The sequence below is a fragment of the Acidovorax sp. Root568 genome, assembly GCF_001427445.1.
GTDB lineage: Bacteria > Pseudomonadota > Gammaproteobacteria > Burkholderiales > Burkholderiaceae_C > Acidovorax > Acidovorax delafieldii.
This window is the reverse complement of the sequence record NZ_LMGP01000016.1, coordinates 298,874-319,927: the sequence shown is the minus strand read 5'-3', so window position 1 is coordinate 319,927 and position 21,054 is coordinate 298,874. Positions and strand designations below refer to the sequence as shown.

Genomic DNA, 21,054 nt, shown 5'->3' with positions numbered 1-21,054 from the left:
AAGTGGCGGCTTGCTGGGCCGATTGGCTTTGGCCGATAGCAGTCATAAGATTCACTGCGAAAGCACTTCATGAATCACCCGAATCATTCCAACGAAGAAGGAAGCTCCTCTGACAAGAGCAAGAGCGTCAACCATCATTTCAAGAGGGAGTCGAGGCTGATGATCTGGTTTGCTGTTGGCGTGCCAGTCATCTTGCTGCTTGGAGCCTTTCTGCTAGGTCCTGCGCTCCTCACTTTCATAGGTAGGTAGAGGCATCGACGCGTGGGTTGCACCCGTGGCGAAAAGTGGCGGGCGGGGCTGCGTGCCTCAATACCGCATTCCTGTCGGCATCTAGCCCGGATGTTCGGCGTAGATTGGGTCGAGCAGCTCATGCGACAGCTTGCCGATAGGTATGCCGACAGGGCCTTGAAGGACTCAAGAGCGCGCTCGTCCAGGCGAGCATGAGTTTCCGGTACACCCATCACAATCGCGGTTTTCAAACCCGCCCTACTATTCGCCATCTCTCATCAGTACACCCCTCCCATGACCACCACCCTCAAGATCGATTTCGTCTCCGATGTCTCCTGTCCCTGGTGCATCATCGGCCTCAAGGCGCTGGAGCAGGCGGCGGACCGGCTGCAGGGCGAGGTCGCGTTGGACCTGCACTTTCAGCCGTTCGAGCTGAACCCGCAGATGGGGCCTGCGGGTCAGGACATTGGCGAGCACCTGCAAGAGAAGTACGGCGCCACGCCCGAGCAGAGCCAGAAGAACCGCGAGGCCATCGCGGCGCGCGGTGCGGCGCTGGGGTTTACCTTCAGCATGGACAAGCGCAGCCGCATCTACAACACCTTTGATGCGCATCGGCTGCTGCACTGGGCCGAAGAGAAGGGCGTGCAGCCCGCGCTGAAGAAGGCGCTGTTCACGGCGTATTTCACCGACGGGCAGGACCCGAGCAACCACGAGGTGCTGGTGCGTGTGGCGGGAGAGGTGGGTCTGGATGTGGCCGAGGCGCGTGCGCTGCTCGCCTCAGACCGCTACGCCGACGAAGTGCGCGAGCGCGAGCAGTTCTATCTGCAAAACGGCATCCATTCGGTGCCCGCGATCATCGTCAACGAGCGCCACCTGATCCAGGGTGGGCAGCCGGTGGAGGTGTTTGAGCAGGCGCTGCGGCAGATTGCCGCGCAGGGCTAGGTGCTATTTATTTGATAGCTGCTCAGGTATATTGCACTAGCGCTACTGGCATCTACGATCAAAAAAGGGGCCTGGAGCCCCTTTTTTTGATGTCTGAGCGATGCCCCGGCCACACCGGGCTACCGTCACTTGCGCAGCGGAATGGCGGTGGCGCGGTCCACGGGAACGGCGGTCACGCTGTTCTGGGGGGAGCCGTCGATGAGCTTTTCAGAGTAGGTCAGGTACACCAGCGTGTTGCGGGCCGGGTCCACCATGCGCACGATGCGCAGGCGCTTGAACAGGATGGACATGCGTTCGCTGAACACTTCCTCCTGTTTCTTCAGTGGCTCGGGAATGCTGATGGGGCCGACCTGGCGACAGGCAATGGAGGCCTCGGCGCGGTCCTCGGCCAGGCCCAGCGTGCCCTTGACACCACCGATGCGTGCCCGCGAGACGTAGCAGGTGACGCCCCGTACGCCCGGGTCGTCATAGGCCTCGACGATGATGTCGTGGTCGCGGCCGATCCACTGGAACGCGGTGTCCACGGTGCCGATCTTTTCGCCCGATGCGGCCTGCACTGTGCCGCCCGCGAGGGCCGCAAGCGCCACAACGGCGGCGGTTGCCAACGTGTGCGCAGCGGTCATGCCGCGGTCTCGCCTTCGGTGCAGCGTTGGGCCAGGTGGGCCAGCGCTTCTTCGACCTGGTCCACCAGCACCAGGCACAGGTCGCCGGGTTGCAGGCGCTCCAGGGCGGTGTCAATGGCGATGAACTCGCCACGGATCTCTTCCACGTGCGTGGTGCGCGGCGCACCGGCCAGGCCTTCGCGCAGCAGTGCCATCACTTCGCCGTCGGCGCGGCCGCGCTGGGCAGCGTCCTGGTACAGGATCACGTCGTCAAACGCGGCGCCCAGGATCACGGTCTGCTCGCGGATGTCTTCGTCGCGCCGGTCGCCCGCGCCGCTGATGACCACGCTGCGGCGCTTGCCGGGCAGGGCGTCCACGGCCTGCACCAGGGCGCGCATGGCGTCGGGGTTGTGGCCGTAGTCGGCGATCACCGTCGCACCCCGGTAGTCCATGATGTTGAAGCGGCCGGGGGCGTTGTCGCTGTCGTTCACAAAGCCCGACAGGCCGCGGCGGATGGTCTGCCAGGGCATGCCCACGCCCCAGGCGGCAGCCACGGAGGCCATGACGTTCTCGACCTGAAAACCGATCTTGCCGTTGCGCGTGATGGGCACATCGCGCAGGTGGATGGTTTCGCGCCACGAGCCTTCGGAGGCGACGATGGAGTCACCGTCCACGTAGACGGTGCGGTGGCCCTGGGCGCGGTGCGTGACCATCACGGGGTGGTGGCGGTCGCTGGCAAAGTAGATCACCTTGCCGGGGCAGGCCGAAGCCATGGCCGCCACGATGGGGTCGGCGGCGTTGAGCACCGCGTAGCCCGTGGGGGCCACGTTCTGCACGATCACGCGCTTGAGCACGGCCAGGTCTTCCACCGTGGTGATGTAGTTCAGGCCCAGGTGGTCGCCCGCGCCGATGTTGGTGACCACGGCCACCTGGCAGCGGTCAAAGCCCAGGCCTTCGCGCAAGATGCCGCCACGGGCGGTCTCGAACACGGCGGCGTCCACCTCGGGGTGCAGCAGCACGTTGCGGGCGCTCTTGGGGCCGCTGCAGTCGCCACTGTCGATCTGGCGGCCGTTCACGTACACGCCGTCGGTGTTGGTCATGCCCACGCGCAGGCCCTGGGCGGTGAACAGGTGCGCAATCAGGCGGGCGGTGGTGGTCTTGCCGTTGGTGCCGGTGACGGCCACGGTAGGGATGCGGCCGTCGTCGCCATGGGCAAACAGTTTGTCCACCATGGCCTGGCCCACGTTGCGGGGCTTGCCGTAGCTGGGGGCCAGGTGCATGCGCAGGCCGGGGGCGGCGTTCACTTCCACAAAGCCGCCACCTTGTTCTTCAAGGGGGCGCAGCACGGTCTCGGCCACCATGTCCACACCGCAGATGTGCAGGCCCACCATCTGGGCGGCGGCCACGGCGCGGGCCGCAACCTCGGGGTGCACGTCGTCAGTCACATCGGTGGCGGTGCCGCCGGTGGACAGGTTGGCGTTGTTGCGCAGGATGACGCGCTGGCCTTTCTCCGGCACCGAGTCGGGCGTCAGGCCCTGCATGGCCAGGCGGGCTACTGCGATGTCATCGAGGCGGATCTTGGTCAGCGAGGTGGCATGGCCTTCGCCACGGCGAGGGTCCTGGTTGACCACGTCCACCAGCTGGCGCACGGTGTGCTCGCCATCGCCCAGCACCTGGGGCGGCTCGCGGCGGGCGGCGGCCACCAGCTGGTCGCCCACCACCAGCAGGCGGAAGTCGTGGCCGGGCAAGAAGCGCTCGACCATCACGGTGCCGTAGTCGGCCGCGTTCTTGTAGGCTTCTTCAAGCTGTGCGCGGTCGGTGATGTTGACGGTGACGCCCTTGCCCTGGTTGCCGTCTTGCGGCTTGACCACCACGGGCAGGCCGACCTTGAGGGCGACCTCCCAGGCTTCGTCCACAGTCTCCACCGGCTTGCCCAGCGGGACAGGCACGCCAGCGGCGTGCAGCAGGCGCTTGGTCAGGTCCTTGTCCTGGCCGATGGATTCGGCCACGGCGCTGGTTGAATCGACCTCGGCTGCCTGAATGCGGCGCTGCTTGGAACCCCAGCCAAACTGCACCAGGCTGCCGCGCGTGAGGCGGCGGTAGGGGATGCCCCGGGCTACGGCGGCCTCGACGATGGAGCCCGTGCTGGGGCCCAGGCGCTCGTCTTCGTCCAGCTCGCGCAGGTCGGCGACGGCCTTTTCGGCGTCAAAGCTGCCGTTGCCCAGCGCGGCCTGGATGAGTTGCTGTGCGTCTTCAAACGCCTTGCGGCCCACGGCTTCTTCGCTGTATTCGACAACCACTTGGTACACGCCTGCATCGGTGGTGGCCGTGGTGCGCGCAAAGGTCACGGGGCAGCCGGCCTGCGCTTGCAACGCCAGTGCTGCGGTCTGCAGCACGTGGGCCAGCGACACATCGCCGCCACCGGTTTCCGGGTGCAGTGCGCCGATGGCGGGGAACAGGGCCCGCAGGCGGGCTTCGAATCCGGCCATCTGGCCCACGGCGCGCTCGTTCTCGGCGCAGGTCACCACGGCCTCGATGGCCATGTGGCGGCTCCAGAGGTTGGGGCCGCGCAGGGCCCGGGTGCGGGTTACATCCATGGAAGTCTCTTTCAGTGGTCCATCAGAGCGCTGGGGCCCTGTTCAGGTCGTGGGATGTGGGGTCAAACAACAAACAAAGGCAAATGCACGAGAGGCCATCACGACCGCAGGGCGGCGGTGGGGACCAGTTCGGGCTCGAAGGTCTTGATGCCTGCGCCGATCAGGTCGGGGGCAATGTCCAGCGCCCAGGCCGTGCCGATGGCGGCCAGCAGGGCGTCGGTGTTTGGCACCACGGCGTTGCGGCCAAAGGTCAGGTCAGACAGGGCGCCCAGCACATGCTCGGCGCTGCCCGTGGCCAGCACCACGCGGCCGTTCTTCACGAAGACGGCGCGGCCATTGTCCTTGGCGCGGTGTTCGGCGATGACGGGCAGCGTGCCGTCCTGCGCATACAGCACCACGTCGCCGTCGGACAGGGGGGCCAGGTCGGCCACCTGGGCGATGGCGGCATTGAGCACCGCAGCGCCTTCGGCCAGCACCACGTCCACCTGGGTGCGCATCACCTTGGTCATCTGGTCCTGTTCGTGCACATCGAATTCGGCCAGCGTTTCCACGCCGTCCATGTCGGTCACCACGCCCACCTGGCAGCGGTCATACGCCAGGCCGTCGCGCAGGATGGTGCGGGCGTCGCTTTCGATCACGGCGGCCTGCACCATCTTGTTCATCAGCAGGCGGTGGGCGGCTTCCCAGTGGGCGCAGTCGGTGGCCTCCACGCAGCGACGATCCAGAAACAGCCCTTCGCGGCAGGCCAGGCCGGTGTGGTGCCCGCTCAGGTGCAGCAGCCAGGCCACCACGCGCGAGATGGTCGATGTGCTGCGCGTGCCGGCCACGCCCACCAGCGGAATGCGACCGGCCTGACCTTCGTCATCGGCGTCGGAGGGGAACAGGTGCTCGGCAATTGCCTGGCCCACAGGGCGCGGCGCGCCCACGGCGGGTTTCAGGTGCATGAGCAGGCCAGGGCCTGCGTTGACTTCGACAATCGCGCCGCCCTGGGTGTGCAGGGGCTTGGAAATATCGCGGGCCACCATGTCGATGCCTGCGATGTCCAGGCCCACCACCTTGGCGGCAAGCTGGGCGATGTACGCCACTTCAGGGTGTACGTCGTCCGTGCAGTCCACGGCCACGTTGCCATTGCGCTGCACCACCACTTGGCGGCCAGCGGCGGGCACCGAGTCGGCTTCAAGGTCCTGGCGCTTGAGTTCGAGCTGCACCTTGGTGTCGGTGGCCAGGTCGATGATTTCGAGCGGGTACTCTTCTTCGTAACCCCGGCGCGGGTCGGAGTTGAGCTGGGTGTCGATGAGTTCCTTGACGGTGGAGCGGCCGTTGCCGGTGATGGTGACCAACTCGCCACGTGCTGCGGCGACCACCTTGCCGCCCACCACCAGCAGGCGGTGTTCGTCGCCAGGGATGAAGCGCTCCACCATCACGTCGCTGCCCTCGGGGTAGGCCACGTGGTAGGCCGCTTCGATGTCTTCCTGCTTGCGCAGGTCCAGCGTCACGCCCCGGCCGTGGTTGCCGTCGGAGGGTTTGACCACCACGGGCAGGCCGATGTCTTGCGCGGCCTCCCAGGCTTCCTCGGGGCTGTTGACGACCTGGCCTTCGGGGATGGGCACGCCGCAGGACTTGAGCAGGCCCTTGGTCAGATCCTTGTCGCTGGCAATGCCTTCAGCAATCGCGCTGGTGTACTCGGTCTCGGCGGTCCAGATGCGGCGCTGGCGGGCGCCATAGCCCAGTTGCACCAGGTTGCCGTCATTCAGGCGGATGTGGGGAATGCCCCGGTCGGTGGCGGCGGTGACGATGCAGGCGGTGCTGGGGCCGAGGTACTGGTCGTCCACCTCGGTGCGCACGCGCGCCACGGCGGCCTGCACATCAAAAGGCTGGTCGTTGATGGCCGCCATGATCAGTGCATGGCCCTGGGCCAGTGCCACGCGGGCCACGCTTTCGTCGCGGGCGCGGAACACCATGCGGTACACGCCGCGCTGGCTGGTGCTGCGCGTCTGGCCGAAGCCGGTGGGCATGCCTGCCAGATTGAGCAGCTCGATCACGATGTGCTCCAGCACATGGCCGCACCAGGTGCCTTCCTGCAGGCGCTGCAGGAAGCCGCCGCGCTCGCCCACGCCGCAGTGGTGCTCGATCAGCGCTGGCAGCCAGGCCGTGAGGCGGTCATTGAAGCCGGGGATGGTGTTGGAGGGATAGTCCTCCAGCTCGCCCAGGTCCAGCCAGACTTCCAGGACCGGCCGGTAGGTCCAGATATTGGGGCCCCGCAGGTAGTTGATGCGAAGCAGTTGGATGTCGTTGAGTTTCGCCATGGATTGCAGCGGTTGTGGTTCCGGCCTTGGTAAGGGCTGTGCGGTAGAGGGACGAAAGGGAATTTTGTGGACGATGATTGTGCGCCAGTCCAGGGCCTGTGCGCAGTGTCAGCCAAAAGGCCGCCACAGACGTTACAGGAGGATGCCGTCGCACCGTGGCGTGCAGTATCGGTGAGAATTCTTGCTTTCGCGAGAGCGGCCACCGCAGGCAGCCGGTGGCGGAAAACCCAACCAAAAATGCAACATCACCATTCTGTGGACGCCTCGGGTGTCTTTTCTGGCCCTGTGGGGGCCGATTTGCGGGCCATGCTCGCTTCCAAAGAGAACGTGTTGGCGGCTTTGCCGGTTGACCTGAGCGCCACACTGCGCTTTGCGGCGGGGTGGGTGGTGGTGACCTCCGAACGGCTGCTGGCCTGCGAGCCGGGCACCACGACCTGGCGCAGCTGGCCCCTGGGTGAAGGGCTGACGCTCAAGCTGCATGACCATGGCGGAGTGGGCTCGCTCGAGCTGCACAACCCCCACGAGCGCCTGGCCCAGTGGCGCTTTACCCTGGCGCACCATGCGCAGGCGCTGCGCCTGGTGCAGCGTTTTGAGCAGCAAAGCGCCCGGGGCGACAGCGGTGCCGAGGACGAAGCCGACGAGCCCGCTTGCCCCACCTGCCATACGCCGCTGCCGCCCGACACCGAGGAGTGCCCAGCTTGCGCCCGTGCCCAGCCACCCCAGACCTCCACCTGGGTGCTGCTGCGCCTGTGGCGTTTTGCGCGGCCCTATCGCAAACAGCTGGCGGCCGGTTTTGCGCTGACGCTGGCGTCCACGGCAGCGACCCTGGTGCCGCCCTACCTCACCATCCCGCTGATGGATGACATCCTGATTCCGTTCCAGAACGGCAAACAGATCGAACCTGGCCTGGTGCTGCTGTACCTGAGCGGCCTGCTGCTGTCGGCGCTGGCCGCCTGGGGCCTGTCCTGGGCGCGCACCTACATCCTGGCGCTGGTGTCCGAGCGCATCGGTGCCGACCTGCGCACCACCACGTACGAACACCTGCTGCGCCTGTCGCTCGACTACTTTGGGGGCAAGCGCACCGGCGACCTGATGGCGCGCATCGGGTCGGAGACCGACCGCATCAACGTGTTCCTGTCGCTGCACGCGCTCGACTTCATCACCGATGTGCTGATGATCGTGATGACGGCGGCGATCCTGTTCTCCATCAACCCGTGGCTCGCGTTGGTCACGCTGGTGCCGCTGCCCTTCATTGGCTGGATGATCCATACCGTGCGCGACCGCCTGCGCACCGGGTTTGAAAAGATCGACCGTGTGTGGTCCGAGGTGACCAATGTGCTGGCCGACACCATCCCCGGCATCCGCGTGGTCAAGGCCTTCGCCCAGGAAAAGCGCGAGGCCCAGCGCTTTCGCGATGCCAACCAGCACAACCTGGAGGTGAACGACAAGCTCAACAAGACCTGGAGCCTGTTCACCCCCACGGTGTCGCTGCTGACCGAAATCGGGCTGCTGGTGGTCTGGGCGTTCGGCATCTGGCTGGTGTCGCGCAACCAGATCACGGTGGGTGTGCTCACCGCCTTCATCGCCTACATCGGGCGGTTTTACGGGAGGCTGGATTCGATGAGCCGCATCGTTTCGGTCACCCAGAAGGCCGCTGCAGGCGCCAAGCGCATCTTCGACATCCTGGACCATGTGAGCAACGTGCCCGACCCTGCCCAACCCGTCAAGGTGGACAAGGTGCAAGGCGCCATCAGCATGCAGGGTGTGGGCTTCCGTTACGGCAGCCGCGCGGTCATCAAGGGGCTGGATCTGGACATCCGCCCCGGCGAGATGATTGGCCTGGTGGGCCACAGCGGATCGGGCAAGAGCACGCTGGTCAACCTGATCAGCCGCTTCTACGACGTGAGCGACGGGTCCATCCAGGTCGATGGCATCGACATCCGCCGCTTTGCGGTGGCCGACTACCGCCGCCACATCGGCCTGGTGCTGCAAGAGCCCTTTTTGTTCTTCGGCACCATTGCCGAGAACATCGCCTACGGCAAGCCCGAAGCGACGCGCGAGGAAATCGTGGCCGCCGCCCGCGCTGCCCATGCGCATGAATTCATCCTGCGCCTGCCGCACGGCTACGACTCGCTGGTGGGCGAGCGCGGCCAGGGCCTGTCGGGCGGCGAGCGCCAGCGCATCAGCATTGCGCGCGCGCTGCTGATCGACCCACGCATCCTGATCCTGGACGAGGCCACCTCGGCGGTGGACACCGAGACCGAAAAGGAAATCCAGAAGGCGCTCGATAACCTGGTGCAAGGCCGTACGACGATCGCCATTGCCCACCGCCTGTCCACCCTGCGCAAGGCCGACCGCCTGGTGGTCATGGACCGCGGCGAGGTGGTGGAAGTGGGCCCGCACGATGAATTGATGGAAAAGCAGGGCGCCTACTGGCGGCTGTACGAAGCCCAGGCCCGCCGTGCCGAAGAAGATGCGCAGGCGGCGGGCGTGATCATCGACAGCAGCCTGCTGCACCCGGCCCACCCCGCCGGCAACCCCTGAGACGCTGTGAGCGACCCTGCCATGAATGCTTCCCTGACCCCATCGTCGTCCACCCCTGCCTTCCAGCTCACGCGCAACCCGCACGGCCGCCTCGTCCTGACCCTGGCCGATGGCACGGCCCATGAGGGCGTGACTCCCGTGCGTGCTTTTCCCATCGCCGCGCCGGGCGAGGGGTTGTCCCTGGTGGGCGCCGACGGTCATGAGCTGCTGTGGGTTCCCCGGCTGGAGGCCGTGACGGGCGCCGCCCGGCAGCTCATTGATGAAGAGCTGGAGGTGCGCGAGTTTGTGCCCACTATCCAGAAAATCCTCGCCGTTTCTAGTTTCTCGACCCCTAGCACCTGGGATGTGGAGACCGACCGGGGGCCTGCCCGCCTGGTGCTCAAGGCCGAAGAAGACATCCGCCGCCTGGGCGGGCGCACCCGGCTGCTGATTGCCGGGGGCGACGGCTTGCAGTTCCGTGTGAAGGACACCACGGCGCTGGACAAGCATTCGCGCCGCTTGCTCGAACGCTTTCTTTGACCTTGTAAGGCGGAGTCAAGCCGGCTCCGTCCTGGGCTCGGACCTTGTCCCGCCAGCCGTAGGAGCCTGTCTGCGCTCCTCTGCAAGACCGTCAACATGCTCTGTCGGGAATGTGGGGCCGGCGGAGCCCCCCTCTTGCGCATTCCTTGCGCACGGCCCGAGCCGCTTACTTCTCTGCCTGTTCCCCTGCAGCGGGTGATGGCCTGCGGGCGCCCGGCCTTCTGACGGCGTGGTGCTGTTGCGACATTCGGCGTGCGCCCAGCGCGCTGTTCGGCCGATTCGGCCCATTCGGGGCACTGTTTGGCACCTTCATGGTCCCTGCCTGATGCTGAACCGTCCCGAAAAGCTGGCTTTTTGCTAGGGAAAACCCTAAATTTCGTTCAATCGGTGAAAAAGACCTAAATTCACCCTTCTTTTTGCCGTAATGAATGTACGAAGAGGCCGAAAGACCCTCTGTACCTTTTGTTCAACTACGGGCCAATGTCATGCAAATGCCACCTGTCGATCGATCGCCGTCCTGGCGTCCTCAGGGCGCTGATTTGTATTCCACTGGCGCCTCGGGTGCGCCTCCGGTGCGTCCCATCAACGCTCCCAACCCTGTCGAGTCCATGGACCGGATGGGTGAGGGGGCGATCGTGCGCGAGCCGGACAAACCCTCGGCGCCCGAGGCGCCCAACCGGGACTGGACGGCGGTAAAAAAGAAAGACACCGTCGAAGAGCCGCCGGAGCCTCCCAAAGAGCCGATCTACAAGCAGCTGCTGGAGTTCATCCAGTCGATGTGGCGCGCCAGCGGCAGCGCGGTAGAGGTCGCGCAGGACGTCAACAAGATGACCTTGCAGGAGCGCCTGGCCCAGCAGGCCAAGAACGAGCCGCTGACCTACACCGACCCCAAGGTCAAGCGCACCGGTGGCGCCTGAGCAGCTGGTGCTGCCGGGTTGCCTGCCCTGAAGGCGGCCCATTGCGTGCGGTGGCGAGCCCGGTGCAGTGCAGCGAAGCCACTGCGCAGCGGCAAACTGTGACGTACAGGCGCTGCATTCGTGGGTGCACAGTGCCGTGCGCACGGAAGCTGTGGGTACTGCCGCGATGCGTCAGGTATTTTTTGCTATCAAATGGATAGCTTTTGGCGCATATTGCACTAGCGCTCCAAGTCGATTGGACTGATTTTTTGGGCTTTGCCGCTTGGCAAAGTGCAACCAGCGCTCCTCACGGGCGGGTCTCTGGCGCAGGGGGCGGCGCAGCCGGTGCCGCCGACGTCGCAGCCGCTTGTGCCGCTGCTCGCTGGCGATCACGCTCGGCGCGGTACTTGGCGGCGAAGGCACGGACTTCGGCATACGACACAAAGCCATCGCCATCCGTGTCGGCCTCGTCAAAGGCTGCCGCCAGGCGCGGGAACAGCTTTACCTCAGAGCGGCTGAGCTTGCCGTCTCCGTTGAAGTCCAGCATCTTGAATTCACGTTGTGCCTTCAGCTCGCCCGGGCTCACTGCCGCTGCGGGCTCTGTGGCGGCGTGTGTCTCCGCTGGAGGGGCCGGTGCTGGTGGGGGCGTTTGTGCCAGTGCTGCACAGGCTGCCAACAGGGCCACCGTCGCCAGGACCGGCCTTTGCAACCCCATGGACGCCAGGGATGTGCGAATGCGCAAAGTGTTCTCCTTCGAAGTCTCAACGGCCATGGTGGCACATGGGGGGCGATGGCGGTGGTTTGCAACCGGGGCTTTGCAGGCTTTCACCGGGCGTTGCAAGTCTTTGCAGAACTTTTCCCAAGGGCTGGTGCATGGTGGCACAGCGCGCCAGCCTGCAGCCGAGGCTCCTGCGGGTCAGTTCCCTGCGACCCGCACCGGATTCGAGATGCCGCTGTTCACATGGCCCGCAGGCACGTGGCGCGCTGCCGAGGTGACGTGGCCGGTCTGGTCGTCAAAGAAAAAATCGGGTTCGAACTCGCGCAGAAATTCGCCCTTGGGCAGGCCGCCCAGGAACATGGCTTCGTCCACCGCAATGTTCCAGTCCATCAGGGTGCGGATGGCGCGCTCGTGCGCGGGGGCGCTGCGGGCGGTGACGAGCGCGGTGCGGATGCGCATGCCGGTGCCACCGGCCTCGCCCGCAGACTGCAGGCGGTGCAAGGCGGCCAGCAGGGGTTTGAACGGGCCGTCGGGCAGGGGCTGTGCGGCCTTGTCGGTCTCGTGCTGCTGGAAGGCGGCCAGCCCCTCCGCCTGGTACACGCGCTCGGCCTCATCGGAGAACAACACGGCGTCGCCGTCAAAGGCAATCCGCACTTCGTTGGGGTTGGAGTCGCCCGCCTGCACCGACTCCGTCACCACCCGCGCGGCGGGGTAGCCCAGGTGCAAGGCCTCGCGCACGTCGGCCTCGTTGGCGGACAGGAAAAGGTGTGCACCCAGCGGCCGCAGGTAGCGAAACGGGTCGCGCCCTTGCGTGAACACACCGCGCTGGATGGTGGGCAGCCCATGGGCATGGCACGAGCGGAACACGCGCATGCCGCTCACCGGGTCATTGCGCGACAGCAGCACCACCTCCACGCGCTGGTGCTCGGAGGTATTGAACGCGAGCAGCTTGCGCACCAGCGAAAACGCCACGCCCGGCGCAGCAGGTACGTCGAGCCGCTGGCGCTGCATGTCTACGTAGGCGCGGTCGTTGTCCTTTTCGAAGACGCGGTTTTCTTCCTCAAAATTGAACAGCGCGCGCGAGGAGATGGCGACTACCAGCTTGTCGTCTAAGGTCACCGCCATAAAGTCACTTCACAAACTGGTTGAGCTGGATGATCGGCAGCAGCACGGCCAGCACGATCAGCATCACGATCAGGCCCATGCCCACGATGAGCAGCGGCTCCAGGATGGTAGCCAGGGCCATGGCGCGGCGCTGGACCTCTGCCGAGAGCTGGCGGGCCGCGCGCTGCAGCATCACGGGCAGTTGTCCGGTCTGTTCGCCCAGGCGTGCAAACATCGACAGCAGCCCCGGAAAGCGTTTCTTTTGGGCCAGGGCCGAGGCCAGCGGAGCACCCTCGCGCACCAGCACCAGGGCGTCGAGCGCGTCGGCCCGCAGCGCGCGGTTGTTCAGCGTTTCAGCAGCCGCCTGCAAGGCCTTCAGGATCGGCACCCCGGCGCCTGCCAGCATGGCCAGCGTGCCGGCAAACCGTGCTGCGTTGTAGCCGCGCGCCAGTTTGCCCACCAGGGGCAGATTGAGCCACGCAGCATCGAATTTCTCGCGAATATGGCCGATGGTGAGCGCCCATCTTGTCCCAAATGCTATCAAAATAGAAGCAATCAACATCACCCAGCCATAGCTGCGCACAAAGGCGCTGAGGCCCAGCATGGCCACTGTCAGGAACGGCAACGCCCGCTTGGTGCCTGCAAACACGCTGGCCACCTGCGGCACCACATAGCCGACCAGGAACAGCACGATCACGATGGCCACCAGGGTCACGATGGCCGGGTACAGCGCAGCGCCCACCAGCTTGGCCTTGAGCGCCTGGCGCTCTTCCAGGTCGTCGGCCAGGCGCTCCAGCACCAGGCCCAGGTTGCCGCTGTGCTCGCCCGCGCCGATCACGGCGCAGTAGATGTCAGAGAACTCGCGCGGGTGCTGCGAAAGTGCGCGGGCAAAAGTGGCGCCCGCATTGACCTCGGCGCGCAGGGCGGCGACCAGGTGGCGCTGGCGTTCATCGTCGGCTTCTTCGGACAGCGCTGTGAGCGCGCGCTCCAGCGGCAGGCCCGACGACACCAGCCCGGCGATCTGCCGTGTCCAGATGGCCAGCCCCGTCGCGCTGAACACCGGCCGGGTGAACAGGCGCTGGCCCAGGCTGGCGGACCGGCCGTCCAGCGACTGGCCCGTCTGCACCAGCTCCACCGCCAGCGGTACCAGCGCCTGGGCCCGCAGCAGGCTGCGTGCGGCCTTGGCGGTGTCAGCCTCCAGGAGGCCTTTGCGGGTCTGGCCCTGGGCGTCCAGGGCTTCAAAGGAAAAAGCAGGCATGCAAATGCGGGCGTGGGTGGTGGGGCGTTGGCGTGGAAATCAGGCAGTCCTGCAACGGACGGATGTCCGCCGCAGGCTTGGCAGACCCTGATGGTAGCCGCTACCCAAGGCCGGGGGCTTCCACTCGACTCCCTTGTCCGGGGCATGACACAGGTCAAGGCGCTGACGCATGGCACGCGCAGAATGAAAGTTGATCTGTGGCATCAGGTTGCAGGCGTTTGGAACGAACAAGGGGTCTTTCATGCTGAAGAACAAGGTGGCATTGGTAACGGGCGCATCGTCGGGCATCGGCCGCGCGATTGCGCTGGTGTGGGCGCGTGAAGGTGCCAAGGTGGTGGTGTCGGATGTGAATGTGCAGGCGGGCGAGGAAACCGCCGCGCTGGTGCGCGCAGCCGGGGGCGATGCGATCTTTGTGGCGGCCGACGTGGGCAAGCCCGAGGACTGCGAGGCGCTGGTGCAGCGCACCGTCGCCCACTATGGCCGCCTGGACGTGGCCTGCAACAACGCGGGCATCGGCGGCCCGCAGGCGCCTACGGCCGACTACCCGCTGGACGGCTGGGCGCAGGTCATCAACATCAACCTGTCGGGCGTGTTCTACGGCATGAAGTACCAGATCGTCGCGATGCTGAAGAACGGTGGCGGCGCCATCATCAACATGGCGTCCATCCTGGGTTCGGTGGGCTTTGCCACGGCGCCCGCCTATACGGCGGCCAAGCACGGCGTGGTGGGGCTGACCAAGGCTGCGGCCATCGAATACAGCGCGCACGGCGTGCGCGTCAATGCCGTGGGCCCTGCTTTCATCCACACGCCCATGATCAGCGGGCTGGAGCAGGACGCCGGCATCAACGCCATGCTGGTTGGCGCCCACCCCATCGGCCGCCTGGGGCAGCCCGAGGAGGTGGCCGAGCTGGTGACCTGGCTCGCGTCCAGCAAGGCGTCGTTTGTGACCGGGGCGTACTACCCCGTGGATGGCGGTTACCTGGCGCGCTGAAGAACAAGAGCGGCACCCAGGCGCCCCCCGGCTGCCCAGGTGCTCAGGCCGCGACGGCGGCCTGGCCCGGTGTGGCGTGGGCCTTGGCGGCAATGTCCAGCGAGCGCAGACGCAGCGCAGGGTCGTACACATCGCTCACCAGCATCAGCTCGTCGGCGCCTGTGGCTTCGCTCAGGCTGGCCAGCCCTGCACGCACCGTGTCCGGCCCGCCAATCACGGCCGCAGCCAAAAAGTCGCCAATCGCTGCACGCTCTTGGGGTTGCAGGCGCGCGGCGTAGTTCTCGATAGGCGGCAGCAGACGGCGGCGGTCGCCTGTCAAGATGCCGAGCACGCGCTGGTAGGTGCTGCTGGCCAGGTAGTCGGCCTCTTCGTCCGTCGGGGCAGCGATCAGCGGCACGCCGATGGCCACATAGGGCTTGGGCCAGGCGGCAGAGGGCCGGTACAGATTGCGGTACAGGTCAATGGCCTGGTGCAGCAGGCGCGGCGCAAAGTGCGAGGCGAACGCATATGGCAAACCGCGCTCGGCTGCCAGCTGGGCCGAGAACAGGCTGGAGCCCAGCAGCCAGATCGGCACATTGGTGCCCGCACCTGGCATGGCAATCAGGCGCTGGCCGGGCTCGGCAGGGGCCAGCAGGCGCTGCAACTCTGCCACGTCGCGGGGAAAGTCTTCTTCGGTTTCCACCCGGTTGCGGCGCAGTGCTCGCATGGTGGTGGGGTCGGTGCCCGGCGCGCGGCCGAGGCCCAGGTCGATGCGGCCGGGGTACAGCTCGGCCAGCGTGCCAAAGGCCTCGGCCACCACCAGTGGGGCATGGTTGGGCAGCATCACGCCGCCCGACCCGACGCGGATGCGCGAGGTGCCACCGGCAATGTGGCCCACCAGCACGGCGGTGGCGGAGCTGGCAATGCCCGCCATGTTGTGGTGCTCGGCCAGCCAATAGCGGGCAAAGCCCAGTTTTTCGGCATGCTGGGCGGTGCGCAGCGCAATCTGCAGCGCATCGGCCACGGTGCCGCCTTCGCGGACGGCCACCAGATCAAGCATGGAAAGGGCAGGGCGGCGGGGAGTGGAAGTCATGCGCGCATTGTCCGGCTGCCGTTGCTTTTGTGCAGGCGGTGGGCGCAGAGCTGGCAGTGGCAGCAGGGTTGCCCACGCACATTTTTACGAAGGGGCCATTTTTTGGTAGCCAAAACGGCGGAGGCGCCACAGAATGTTTCAAGACATTTCCGCGCCGGCTGCCATTTCGCGCTGCGCGGGCCAGTCGCGCAAAAGGGATGACGCATGGGTTTTTTCAGCCGCTTGTTCAAGATCCGGGAGCAGGACCCCACCAGCCCCGAGACCACCTGGGCCATGGAAGACAACGGCAGTGAACTGGTGCTGGATGCCGAGTACGCGGCCACGCTGATGACCGAGATCGACATCGACGCCGCCATTGCCAGCCACGAGCGCTGGCGCCTGCAGCTGCAAGACATGGTCAACGGGCGCTCCGATGAAGTCATGCGGCCCGCACGCATCTGCCAGGACGACCGCTGTGACCTGGGCCGATGGCTCTACGGCACGGGCCGGGTGCGCCTGGGGCATTACCCCGCGTTCGACATGCTGGTGGCGCGGCACAAATACTTTCACCAGCAGGCGGCCGACGTGGTGACAGCTTTCCAGTCGGGCGACCAGCCCAAGGCAGCGCAGCTGCTCAACGGCAGCTGCCGCCACGCATCCAACCAGGTGCTGCTGCTGCTCAAGGAGCTCAAGCGCGGGCTGGGGCGCTGAGACGCACCACCCCGGGTGGTGGCATTCTTTTTGCCAAGCCGTTCGGCCTTCTGAAGCCGCAATCCTCTGCCGCTGCGCGCGTCGCGCCGCGCGAAGGTGGAGGTGTCGCTAGCGATACCTTTTTTAGAGCGCACGTGAACGACGCCTTGGCGTACTGACCGCGCCGAGCATCGACACACAGCTCTTACATCTGCAGACAGGACCCGCCCCCGAAATCGGGGGGTTGCGTCGCTATATTTCGGCGCACTTGAGAACCTTTGCTTGCACAAGGTTGCTCAATAAAACATCCATACCTAAAGCAACGATAAAGAAGAGAGAGGGAGTTCGATGGACCGCCGCCAACTACTGACGCTTGTGACCCTGGCATCCGGCGTGAGTGCCGTATCGCCCGTCTGGGCACAGTTTGACCTGGGCAAGATGCTCGACGCGGGCAAGGACCTGGCCAAATCCGAGTCGCTGACCGACGACGAGGTCAAGGCTGCCTTTGACCAGATGGCCGCTGAAAGCGACCGCCAAAACCGCATTGCCCTCGCTGGCAACCCCTACGCCACGCGCCTGAACAAACTCACGGCGGGCTTGGGCACGTATGACGGCCTGAAGATGAACTTCAAGGTCTACCTCACCCCCGACATCAATGCCTTTGCCATGGCCAACGGCACCATCCGTGTGTACTCGGGCCTGATGGACAAGTTCACCGATGACGAAGTGCGCTACGTCATCGGCCACGAAATTGGCCACGTCAAAAAGGGCCACAGCAAGGCCCGCATCCAGGCGGCCCTGCGCACCAGCGCCCTGCGCAATGCCGTTTCGTCCAGCAACAGCCGCGCCGGCGCCATCGCCGAATCGCAACTGGGCGATCTGTTTGAAAAAGTGGTGCGCGCCCAGCACTCCCAAAGCAACGAACGCGAGGCTGACGATTACGCGATGGGCTTCATGAAAGCCAAGCGCTACCAGCCTGCCGCCTGCGTGAGCGCACTGGAAAAGCTGGCCGCGATGTCGGGCGGTGATTCGAGCAACTTTCTGTCCACCCACCCCTCACCGAAGGAGCGGGCGGAGCGGATGAAGACGCAGTTGGCCTGACGTCTCGTTCTGGTTAAGACCCTGGTGGGGCTGTACCGCGCCTTTGGGCGCGGTATTTTTTTGTCTGGTGTGGCGCCCAGGCGGGTTCAATAACTCCGCCCATCCTTGTACATCGCATGCTGCCGCCGATTCAGCGTGGCGGCTTCACCCAGGCGGCCCATGGCGGAACCGGCGTGTGCATGGGTGATGGCCATGCCCAGGCCGTCGGCTGCGTCCGTGCCCGGCAGGCCTGGCAGCTGCAACAGCCGCCGCACCATTTCCTGCACCTGGCTTTTGGCGGCGCGGCCGTGGCCGACCACGGCTTTTTTCATCTGCAGCGCGGTGTATTCGGCCACGGGCAGATTGCTGGCCACCAGGGCGGTGATGGCGGCGCCCCGCGCCTGTCCCAGCAGCAGCGTGGACTGGGGATTGACGTTGACGAACACGATCTCGACCGAGGCCACATCGGGCTGGTAGCGGGCTGCGACCTCGGTGATGCCGTCGAACAGGATCTTCAGGCGCCCGGGCAAGTCGCCCAGCGCGAGGGTGGTGGTGCGGATGGTGCCGCTGGCCACGTAGCTGAGCTTGTGGCCGTCCATGTCCACCACGCCAAAGCCGGTGGTCTGCAGGCCGGGGTCAATACCAAGGATGCGCATTTGCTCTCGTTTTTATAGCTATTGGGGCAATGGGAACTAGCGCTATCGGCCGATTCTTCTACAAACCGAAGTACCAGCGTGCCGAATGGAAGAACACGGGCGCTGCAAAACACAGCGCGTCCACCCGGTCGAGCAGGCCCCCTGCGCCGGTGACGGACATGCCCTGCATGCCCCAGCTGGTGATGCCCCGGTCGCGCTTCAACGCCTTCATCACCAGGTGCCCCAGGCTGCCCGCCACACAGGCCAGCAACGCCATGCCGAGCGCCTGGCCGGGCTTGAAGGGGGTGATGAAGGTGAGCAGCCCGCCCGCAAGGCCCCCGGCGGCCACGCCAGCCAGCCAGCTGGTCCACTGAAAGCTCTGGCTCACTTGCGGCGCCACCGGTTTGTGCGGAAAGCGCCGCCCGAGCAGGTGCTGCACCAGCATGCAGGTCTGCACCACAAACACCAGAAAGAACACCAGAAACGCGCCCTTGTCGCGGTAGCCCGGGAAGTCGAGCAGCAGCAGCGCAGGCACGTGGCTCATGCCGTACACGCAGACCATGATGCCCCACTGCAGCTTGGCATTGCGCTCCAGAAACCGCTGGGGGTCGTTGGCCAGTGCGCTCACCACGGGCAGCGCCAGAAACACATACACCGGGATGAACACGGTGAACAGGTCGAAGTGCTTGCTGCCCACCAGCCAGAACTGCAAGGGCAGCACCACGAAGAACGCCAGCACCAGGCTGCGGTGGTCGCCCCGGCGCGTGGGCGACAGGGTGATGAACTCGCGCAGCGCAAAAAAGCCCACGATGGCAAACAGCACCGTGGCCACCGTTTCGCCCAGCACCCAGCCGATCCAGAACACCGTGGCCATGACCCAGGAGGTCTTGAGCAGTCCCCAGAAGCGCTTGGCTTCCAGGGCCCGGGCTTCGGCTTCGGGGTCGTCGCTGGCGTGCTCGCGCAGATTGCGCACGAAGGCCCACACGGTGACGATGGACAGGATGCCGAACACGACCAGGAACAAGGCCCCGATCTGCTGGGTGGCGGTGAGGTTGCGCAGGAATTGGTTCATGTCAGCGCGCGCTCCGGGGCGCAGCATTCGGCAAGGTCAGGGGCTTCGGACAGGTCATGCTCAGACTTCCCGCAGAGCGATGACGGCGCGGCGCGCGCGGTCAAGGAACGGGCGGCGCTCTTCACCCGCTTCGAGCTGGATGGGCGCGCCAAAGGTCACCGAACACAGGATGGGCACCGGCACCACCTCGCCCTTGGGCATCACGCGCTGCACGTTGTTGATCCATGCGGGCACCAGCACCACCTGCGGAAACATCTGTGCCAGCTTGAACAGGCCGGATTTGAACGACTGGGGCTCGTCGCCATGGCCGCGCGTGCCTTCCGGGAAGATCACGATGGAGTCGCCGCTCTCGAGCGCGCGCACCAGCGGGGCCAGTGGGTCGGACTCTGGCAGGGCGGAACGCAACTCCTCGGGGGTTGGAGCGCGCGGCGGGGCTTCGGGCGATGGGTCTGGGCCACCTGCGGCGGCCGTGTCTGCATCGCTCGGTGTGGCTGGTGCCCCAGTGGGCTCGGCCGCCACCGGCGCAACCGGCCGCGCGGGCGTGGCCTGGCGGTCCACATACACGGCGTTGAACACGGCGGTGGTGATCCACTGCCGGAACGGCGTCTTCGTCCAGTAATCCTTGGCAGCGATGGGCCGCGTGATGCTGCGCAGCTCTTCGGGCAGCGCCGCCCAGATCAGCACCATGTCGGCATGGCTCTGGTGGTTGGCAAAGTAGATACGCTGCTCGGCCTTGGGCGGGCAGCCATACCAGCGGGCCTGGGAGCCGGTGAGAAACCGCACGATCCCCAGCAGAAGGAAACTCATCAACTTGGCAAGCATGGCGGGGATGATACGGGCGCCGGGCCAGCATGCCAGGCAAGGACCTGGGCAGCGCTACACCCAGATGCGATAGGCCCAGAAAGCTTCGTCCCCATAGATGCCGTCATACAGCGCTTGCGGTGCATAGCCCGTGATGCGGCGCGTGACGCGGCACAGGTGCGACTGGTCCGAGAACCCGGCGCCCGCTGCGACGTCTGCCCATTTGACGCTGCCTTGGGATGCATCGGCCGCGATGGTGTCGAAGAACGCCTGCTCGGCCTTGCCAAAGCCGCGCAGCTCGCGCAGGGGCAGCCCGGCCCAGCGCTTGATGCGCCGCTCCAGCTGGCGCAGGCTGCGGCCGGGGGCAGACAGGGCGGCGCGCTGCGCCAGGTGCGCGGCCCAGTCGCCGTAGCGCTGTGTGGGCAAGGGTTGTGCCGGGCGGCAGGCTTGCCAGCGGGGCTCCAGGAAGTCCTCCAGGTGCTGCAGGCGGGCCGCGTTGTCGGGCAGGTGTTGCACCGTTTCGCACAGCGCCAGCCAGTCGGGCGGCAACAGGGATTGCGCGTCCACCATGCGGTCGGTCAGGGCGCCGGGGTCCACGCCGGTGAGCTGGTGCAGCGCGTCGGGCATGAACATCACCATCATGGCGTGCGTGGGCCCTGCGCAGTAGCTGGAAGTGGGGCGGGTCTGCGGGCCGGCCAGCACCCAGCGGCCGGGGTAGGCCTCGCGCGGGCTGTGCTGCGTGGGCATGGTGTCGGGGCGCTCGGCCACCAGTGCCTCGCTGCGGCCTTCAAACCACCAGCTCAGGCTGCACAAGGGGGATGCGGGGAACCGGTTGATGCGCTGCGCATCGCTGAGCGCATGGCCCACCGTGCTACGCGCCATCGCCGCGCGCAGGCAGGCCGTGAGGCTGGCGCGCGGCAGCCACAGTTCGCCCGACGGGATCAACCCGGCAGGGTGCCGGTGGGAAAGGGGGGCCAAGCTTGCCATGGGCCGCGAGTGTAGGCGAAGGGTGCTGTCGCA

At 66.1% G+C, this 21,054-nt stretch carries 18 protein-coding genes; 7 read left to right on the top strand and 11 right to left on the bottom strand.

Annotation, left to right across the window (positions count from 1 at the left end; translation table 11 throughout):
• Positions 1 to 522 precede the first annotated feature (522 nt).
• Entirely contained in the window at positions 523 to 1,170 is a 648-nt protein-coding gene (locus ASD75_RS16015; RefSeq protein ID WP_056066442.1) for a DsbA family oxidoreductase, read from the top strand.
• 125 nt (positions 1,171 to 1,295) lie between these two features.
• Here the strand turns inward: ASD75_RS16015 and ASD75_RS16010 are convergent, their stop codons facing one another.
• The 3 genes from ASD75_RS16010 to cphA (ASD75_RS16000) all read right to left on the bottom strand — a co-directional run bounded on the left by ASD75_RS16010 (position 1,296) and on the right by cphA (ASD75_RS16000) (position 6,675).
• Complete coding sequence (locus ASD75_RS16010) at positions 1,296 to 1,793, bottom strand: CreA family protein (RefSeq protein ID WP_056746935.1); 498 nt, start codon at positions 1,791 to 1,793, stop codon at positions 1,296 to 1,298.
• Complete coding sequence (gene cphA / locus ASD75_RS16005) at positions 1,790 to 4,369, bottom strand: cyanophycin synthetase (RefSeq protein WP_056746934.1); 2,580 nt, start codon at positions 4,367 to 4,369, stop codon at positions 1,790 to 1,792. Before cphA (ASD75_RS16005) ends, ASD75_RS16010 begins: the two co-directional genes overlap by 4 nt.
• 98 nt (positions 4,370 to 4,467) lie before the next feature.
• Positions 4,468 to 6,675, bottom strand: a complete 2,208-nt coding sequence (cphA, locus tag ASD75_RS16000) for a cyanophycin synthetase (protein ID WP_056746933.1) — start codon at positions 6,673 to 6,675, stop codon at positions 4,468 to 4,470.
• A 237-nt stretch (positions 6,676 to 6,912) separates the two neighbouring features.
• Between cphA (ASD75_RS16000) and ASD75_RS15995 the strand changes: the two genes are divergently transcribed.
• The 3 genes from ASD75_RS15995 (at position 6,913) to ASD75_RS15985 (ending at position 10,655) form a co-directional block, all read left to right on the top strand.
• Positions 6,913 to 9,219 carry an ABC transporter ATP-binding protein gene (locus tag ASD75_RS15995; RefSeq protein ID WP_056746932.1) on the top strand — a complete coding sequence of 769 codons (2,307 nt, stop codon included), beginning with the start codon at positions 6,913 to 6,915 and terminating at the stop codon, positions 9,217 to 9,219.
• A 21-nt stretch (positions 9,220 to 9,240) separates the two neighbouring features.
• The gene (locus tag ASD75_RS15990; protein WP_056746931.1) at positions 9,241 to 9,738 is read left to right on the top strand and encodes a DUF1854 domain-containing protein; all 498 of its coding nucleotides are present in this window, start codon (positions 9,241 to 9,243) and stop codon (positions 9,736 to 9,738) included.
• Between the two features lie 485 nt (positions 9,739 to 10,223).
• Positions 10,224 to 10,655: a hypothetical protein gene (locus ASD75_RS15985; protein ID WP_056746930.1), complete on the top strand. Its 432-nt coding sequence runs from the start codon at positions 10,224 to 10,226 to the stop codon at positions 10,653 to 10,655.
• A 286-nt stretch (positions 10,656 to 10,941) separates the two neighbouring features.
• Here ASD75_RS15985 and ASD75_RS15980 read toward each other — a convergent pair whose 3' ends face one another.
• The 3 genes from ASD75_RS15980 to gspF form a co-directional block, all read right to left on the bottom strand.
• The gene (locus ASD75_RS15980; RefSeq protein WP_056066421.1) at positions 10,942 to 11,349 is read right to left on the bottom strand and encodes an EF-hand domain-containing protein; all 408 of its coding nucleotides are present in this window, start codon (positions 11,347 to 11,349) and stop codon (positions 10,942 to 10,944) included.
• A 201-nt stretch (positions 11,350 to 11,550) separates the two neighbouring features.
• Entirely contained in the window at positions 11,551 to 12,477 is a 927-nt protein-coding gene (locus ASD75_RS15975) for a 5'-nucleotidase (protein WP_056746929.1), read from the bottom strand.
• Between the two features lie 4 nt (positions 12,478 to 12,481).
• Positions 12,482 to 13,714 (bottom strand): type II secretion system inner membrane protein GspF, encoded by a 1,233-nt coding sequence (gene gspF, locus ASD75_RS15970; RefSeq protein WP_056746928.1) that lies wholly within the window; start codon positions 13,712 to 13,714, stop codon positions 12,482 to 12,484.
• 241 nt (positions 13,715 to 13,955) lie between these two features.
• Between gspF and ASD75_RS15965 the strand changes: the two genes are divergently transcribed.
• Entirely contained in the window at positions 13,956 to 14,705 is a 750-nt protein-coding gene (locus ASD75_RS15965; protein WP_056746990.1) for an SDR family NAD(P)-dependent oxidoreductase, read from the top strand.
• A gap of 43 nt (positions 14,706 to 14,748) precedes the next feature.
• Here the strand turns inward: ASD75_RS15965 and ASD75_RS15960 are convergent, their stop codons facing one another.
• Positions 14,749 to 15,777: an LLM class flavin-dependent oxidoreductase gene (locus tag ASD75_RS15960; RefSeq protein ID WP_056746927.1), complete on the bottom strand. Its 1,029-nt coding sequence runs from the start codon at positions 15,775 to 15,777 to the stop codon at positions 14,749 to 14,751.
• Between the two features lie 204 nt (positions 15,778 to 15,981).
• Between ASD75_RS15960 and ASD75_RS15955 the strand changes: the two genes are divergently transcribed.
• Together ASD75_RS15955 and ASD75_RS15950 are read left to right on the top strand one after the other, a co-directional pair.
• A complete protein-coding gene (locus tag ASD75_RS15955; RefSeq protein ID WP_056746926.1) occupies positions 15,982 to 16,467 on the top strand; it encodes a CZB domain-containing protein in 486 nt (161 codons plus the stop codon).
• Between the two features lie 327 nt (positions 16,468 to 16,794).
• On the top strand, positions 16,795 to 17,547 hold the full coding sequence (locus ASD75_RS15950) for a M48 family metallopeptidase (RefSeq protein ID WP_056746925.1): 753 nt from the start codon (positions 16,795 to 16,797) through the stop codon (positions 17,545 to 17,547).
• Positions 17,548 to 17,633: 86 nt separating this feature from the next.
• Here ASD75_RS15950 and ruvC read toward each other — a convergent pair whose 3' ends face one another.
• The 4 genes from ruvC to ASD75_RS15930 are packed head-to-tail and all read right to left on the bottom strand — an operon-like array spanning position 17,634 to position 21,021.
• On the bottom strand, positions 17,634 to 18,182 hold the full coding sequence (ruvC, locus tag ASD75_RS15945; RefSeq protein WP_056066401.1) for a crossover junction endodeoxyribonuclease RuvC: 549 nt from the start codon (positions 18,180 to 18,182) through the stop codon (positions 17,634 to 17,636).
• 58 nt (positions 18,183 to 18,240) lie between these two features.
• Positions 18,241 to 19,233 carry a phosphatidate cytidylyltransferase gene (locus ASD75_RS15940; RefSeq protein WP_056066583.1) on the bottom strand — a complete coding sequence of 331 codons (993 nt, stop codon included), beginning with the start codon at positions 19,231 to 19,233 and terminating at the stop codon, positions 18,241 to 18,243.
• 60 nt (positions 19,234 to 19,293) lie between these two features.
• A complete protein-coding gene (locus ASD75_RS15935; protein WP_056746924.1) occupies positions 19,294 to 20,055 on the bottom strand; it encodes a 1-acyl-sn-glycerol-3-phosphate acyltransferase in 762 nt (253 codons plus the stop codon).
• Between the two features lie 54 nt (positions 20,056 to 20,109).
• Complete coding sequence (locus tag ASD75_RS15930) at positions 20,110 to 21,021, bottom strand: helix-turn-helix domain-containing protein (RefSeq protein ID WP_225581055.1); 912 nt, start codon at positions 21,019 to 21,021, stop codon at positions 20,110 to 20,112.
• Positions 21,022 to 21,054: the final 33 nt, after the last annotated feature.

What these genes read in the sequence shown, in the direction of transcription:
- ASD75_RS16015 (WP_056066442.1), top strand. Translation starts at nt 523, where the DNA reads ATGACCACCACCCTCAAGATCGATTTCGTCTCCGATGTCTCCTGTCCC.
- ASD75_RS16010 (WP_056746935.1), bottom strand. Translation starts at nt 1,793, where the DNA reads ATGACCGCTGCGCACACGTTGGCAACCGCCGCCGTTGTGGCGCTTGCG.
- cphA (WP_056746934.1), bottom strand. Translation starts at nt 4,369, where the DNA reads ATGGATGTAACCCGCACCCGGGCCCTGCGCGGCCCCAACCTCTGGAGC.
- cphA (WP_056746933.1), bottom strand. Translation starts at nt 6,675, where the DNA reads ATGGCGAAACTCAACGACATCCAACTGCTTCGCATCAACTACCTGCGG.
- ASD75_RS15995 (WP_056746932.1), top strand. Translation starts at nt 6,913, where the DNA reads ATGCAACATCACCATTCTGTGGACGCCTCGGGTGTCTTTTCTGGCCCT.
- ASD75_RS15990 (WP_056746931.1), top strand. Translation starts at nt 9,241, where the DNA reads ATGAATGCTTCCCTGACCCCATCGTCGTCCACCCCTGCCTTCCAGCTC.
- ASD75_RS15985 (WP_056746930.1), top strand. Translation starts at nt 10,224, where the DNA reads ATGCAAATGCCACCTGTCGATCGATCGCCGTCCTGGCGTCCTCAGGGC.
- ASD75_RS15980 (WP_056066421.1), bottom strand. Translation starts at nt 11,349, where the DNA reads ATGGGGTTGCAAAGGCCGGTCCTGGCGACGGTGGCCCTGTTGGCAGCC.
- ASD75_RS15975 (WP_056746929.1), bottom strand. Translation starts at nt 12,477, where the DNA reads ATGGCGGTGACCTTAGACGACAAGCTGGTAGTCGCCATCTCCTCGCGC.
- gspF (WP_056746928.1), bottom strand. Translation starts at nt 13,714, where the DNA reads ATGCCTGCTTTTTCCTTTGAAGCCCTGGACGCCCAGGGCCAGACCCGC.
- ASD75_RS15965 (WP_056746990.1), top strand. Translation starts at nt 13,956, where the DNA reads ATGCTGAAGAACAAGGTGGCATTGGTAACGGGCGCATCGTCGGGCATC.
- ASD75_RS15960 (WP_056746927.1), bottom strand. Translation starts at nt 15,777, where the DNA reads ATGACTTCCACTCCCCGCCGCCCTGCCCTTTCCATGCTTGATCTGGTG.
- ASD75_RS15955 (WP_056746926.1), top strand. Translation starts at nt 15,982, where the DNA reads ATGGGTTTTTTCAGCCGCTTGTTCAAGATCCGGGAGCAGGACCCCACC.
- ASD75_RS15950 (WP_056746925.1), top strand. Translation starts at nt 16,795, where the DNA reads ATGGACCGCCGCCAACTACTGACGCTTGTGACCCTGGCATCCGGCGTG.
- ruvC (WP_056066401.1), bottom strand. Translation starts at nt 18,182, where the DNA reads ATGCGCATCCTTGGTATTGACCCCGGCCTGCAGACCACCGGCTTTGGC.
- ASD75_RS15940 (WP_056066583.1), bottom strand. Translation starts at nt 19,233, where the DNA reads ATGAACCAATTCCTGCGCAACCTCACCGCCACCCAGCAGATCGGGGCC.
- ASD75_RS15935 (WP_056746924.1), bottom strand. Translation starts at nt 20,055, where the DNA reads ATGCTTGCCAAGTTGATGAGTTTCCTTCTGCTGGGGATCGTGCGGTTT.
- ASD75_RS15930 (WP_225581055.1), bottom strand. Translation starts at nt 21,021, where the DNA reads ATGGCAAGCTTGGCCCCCCTTTCCCACCGGCACCCTGCCGGGTTGATC.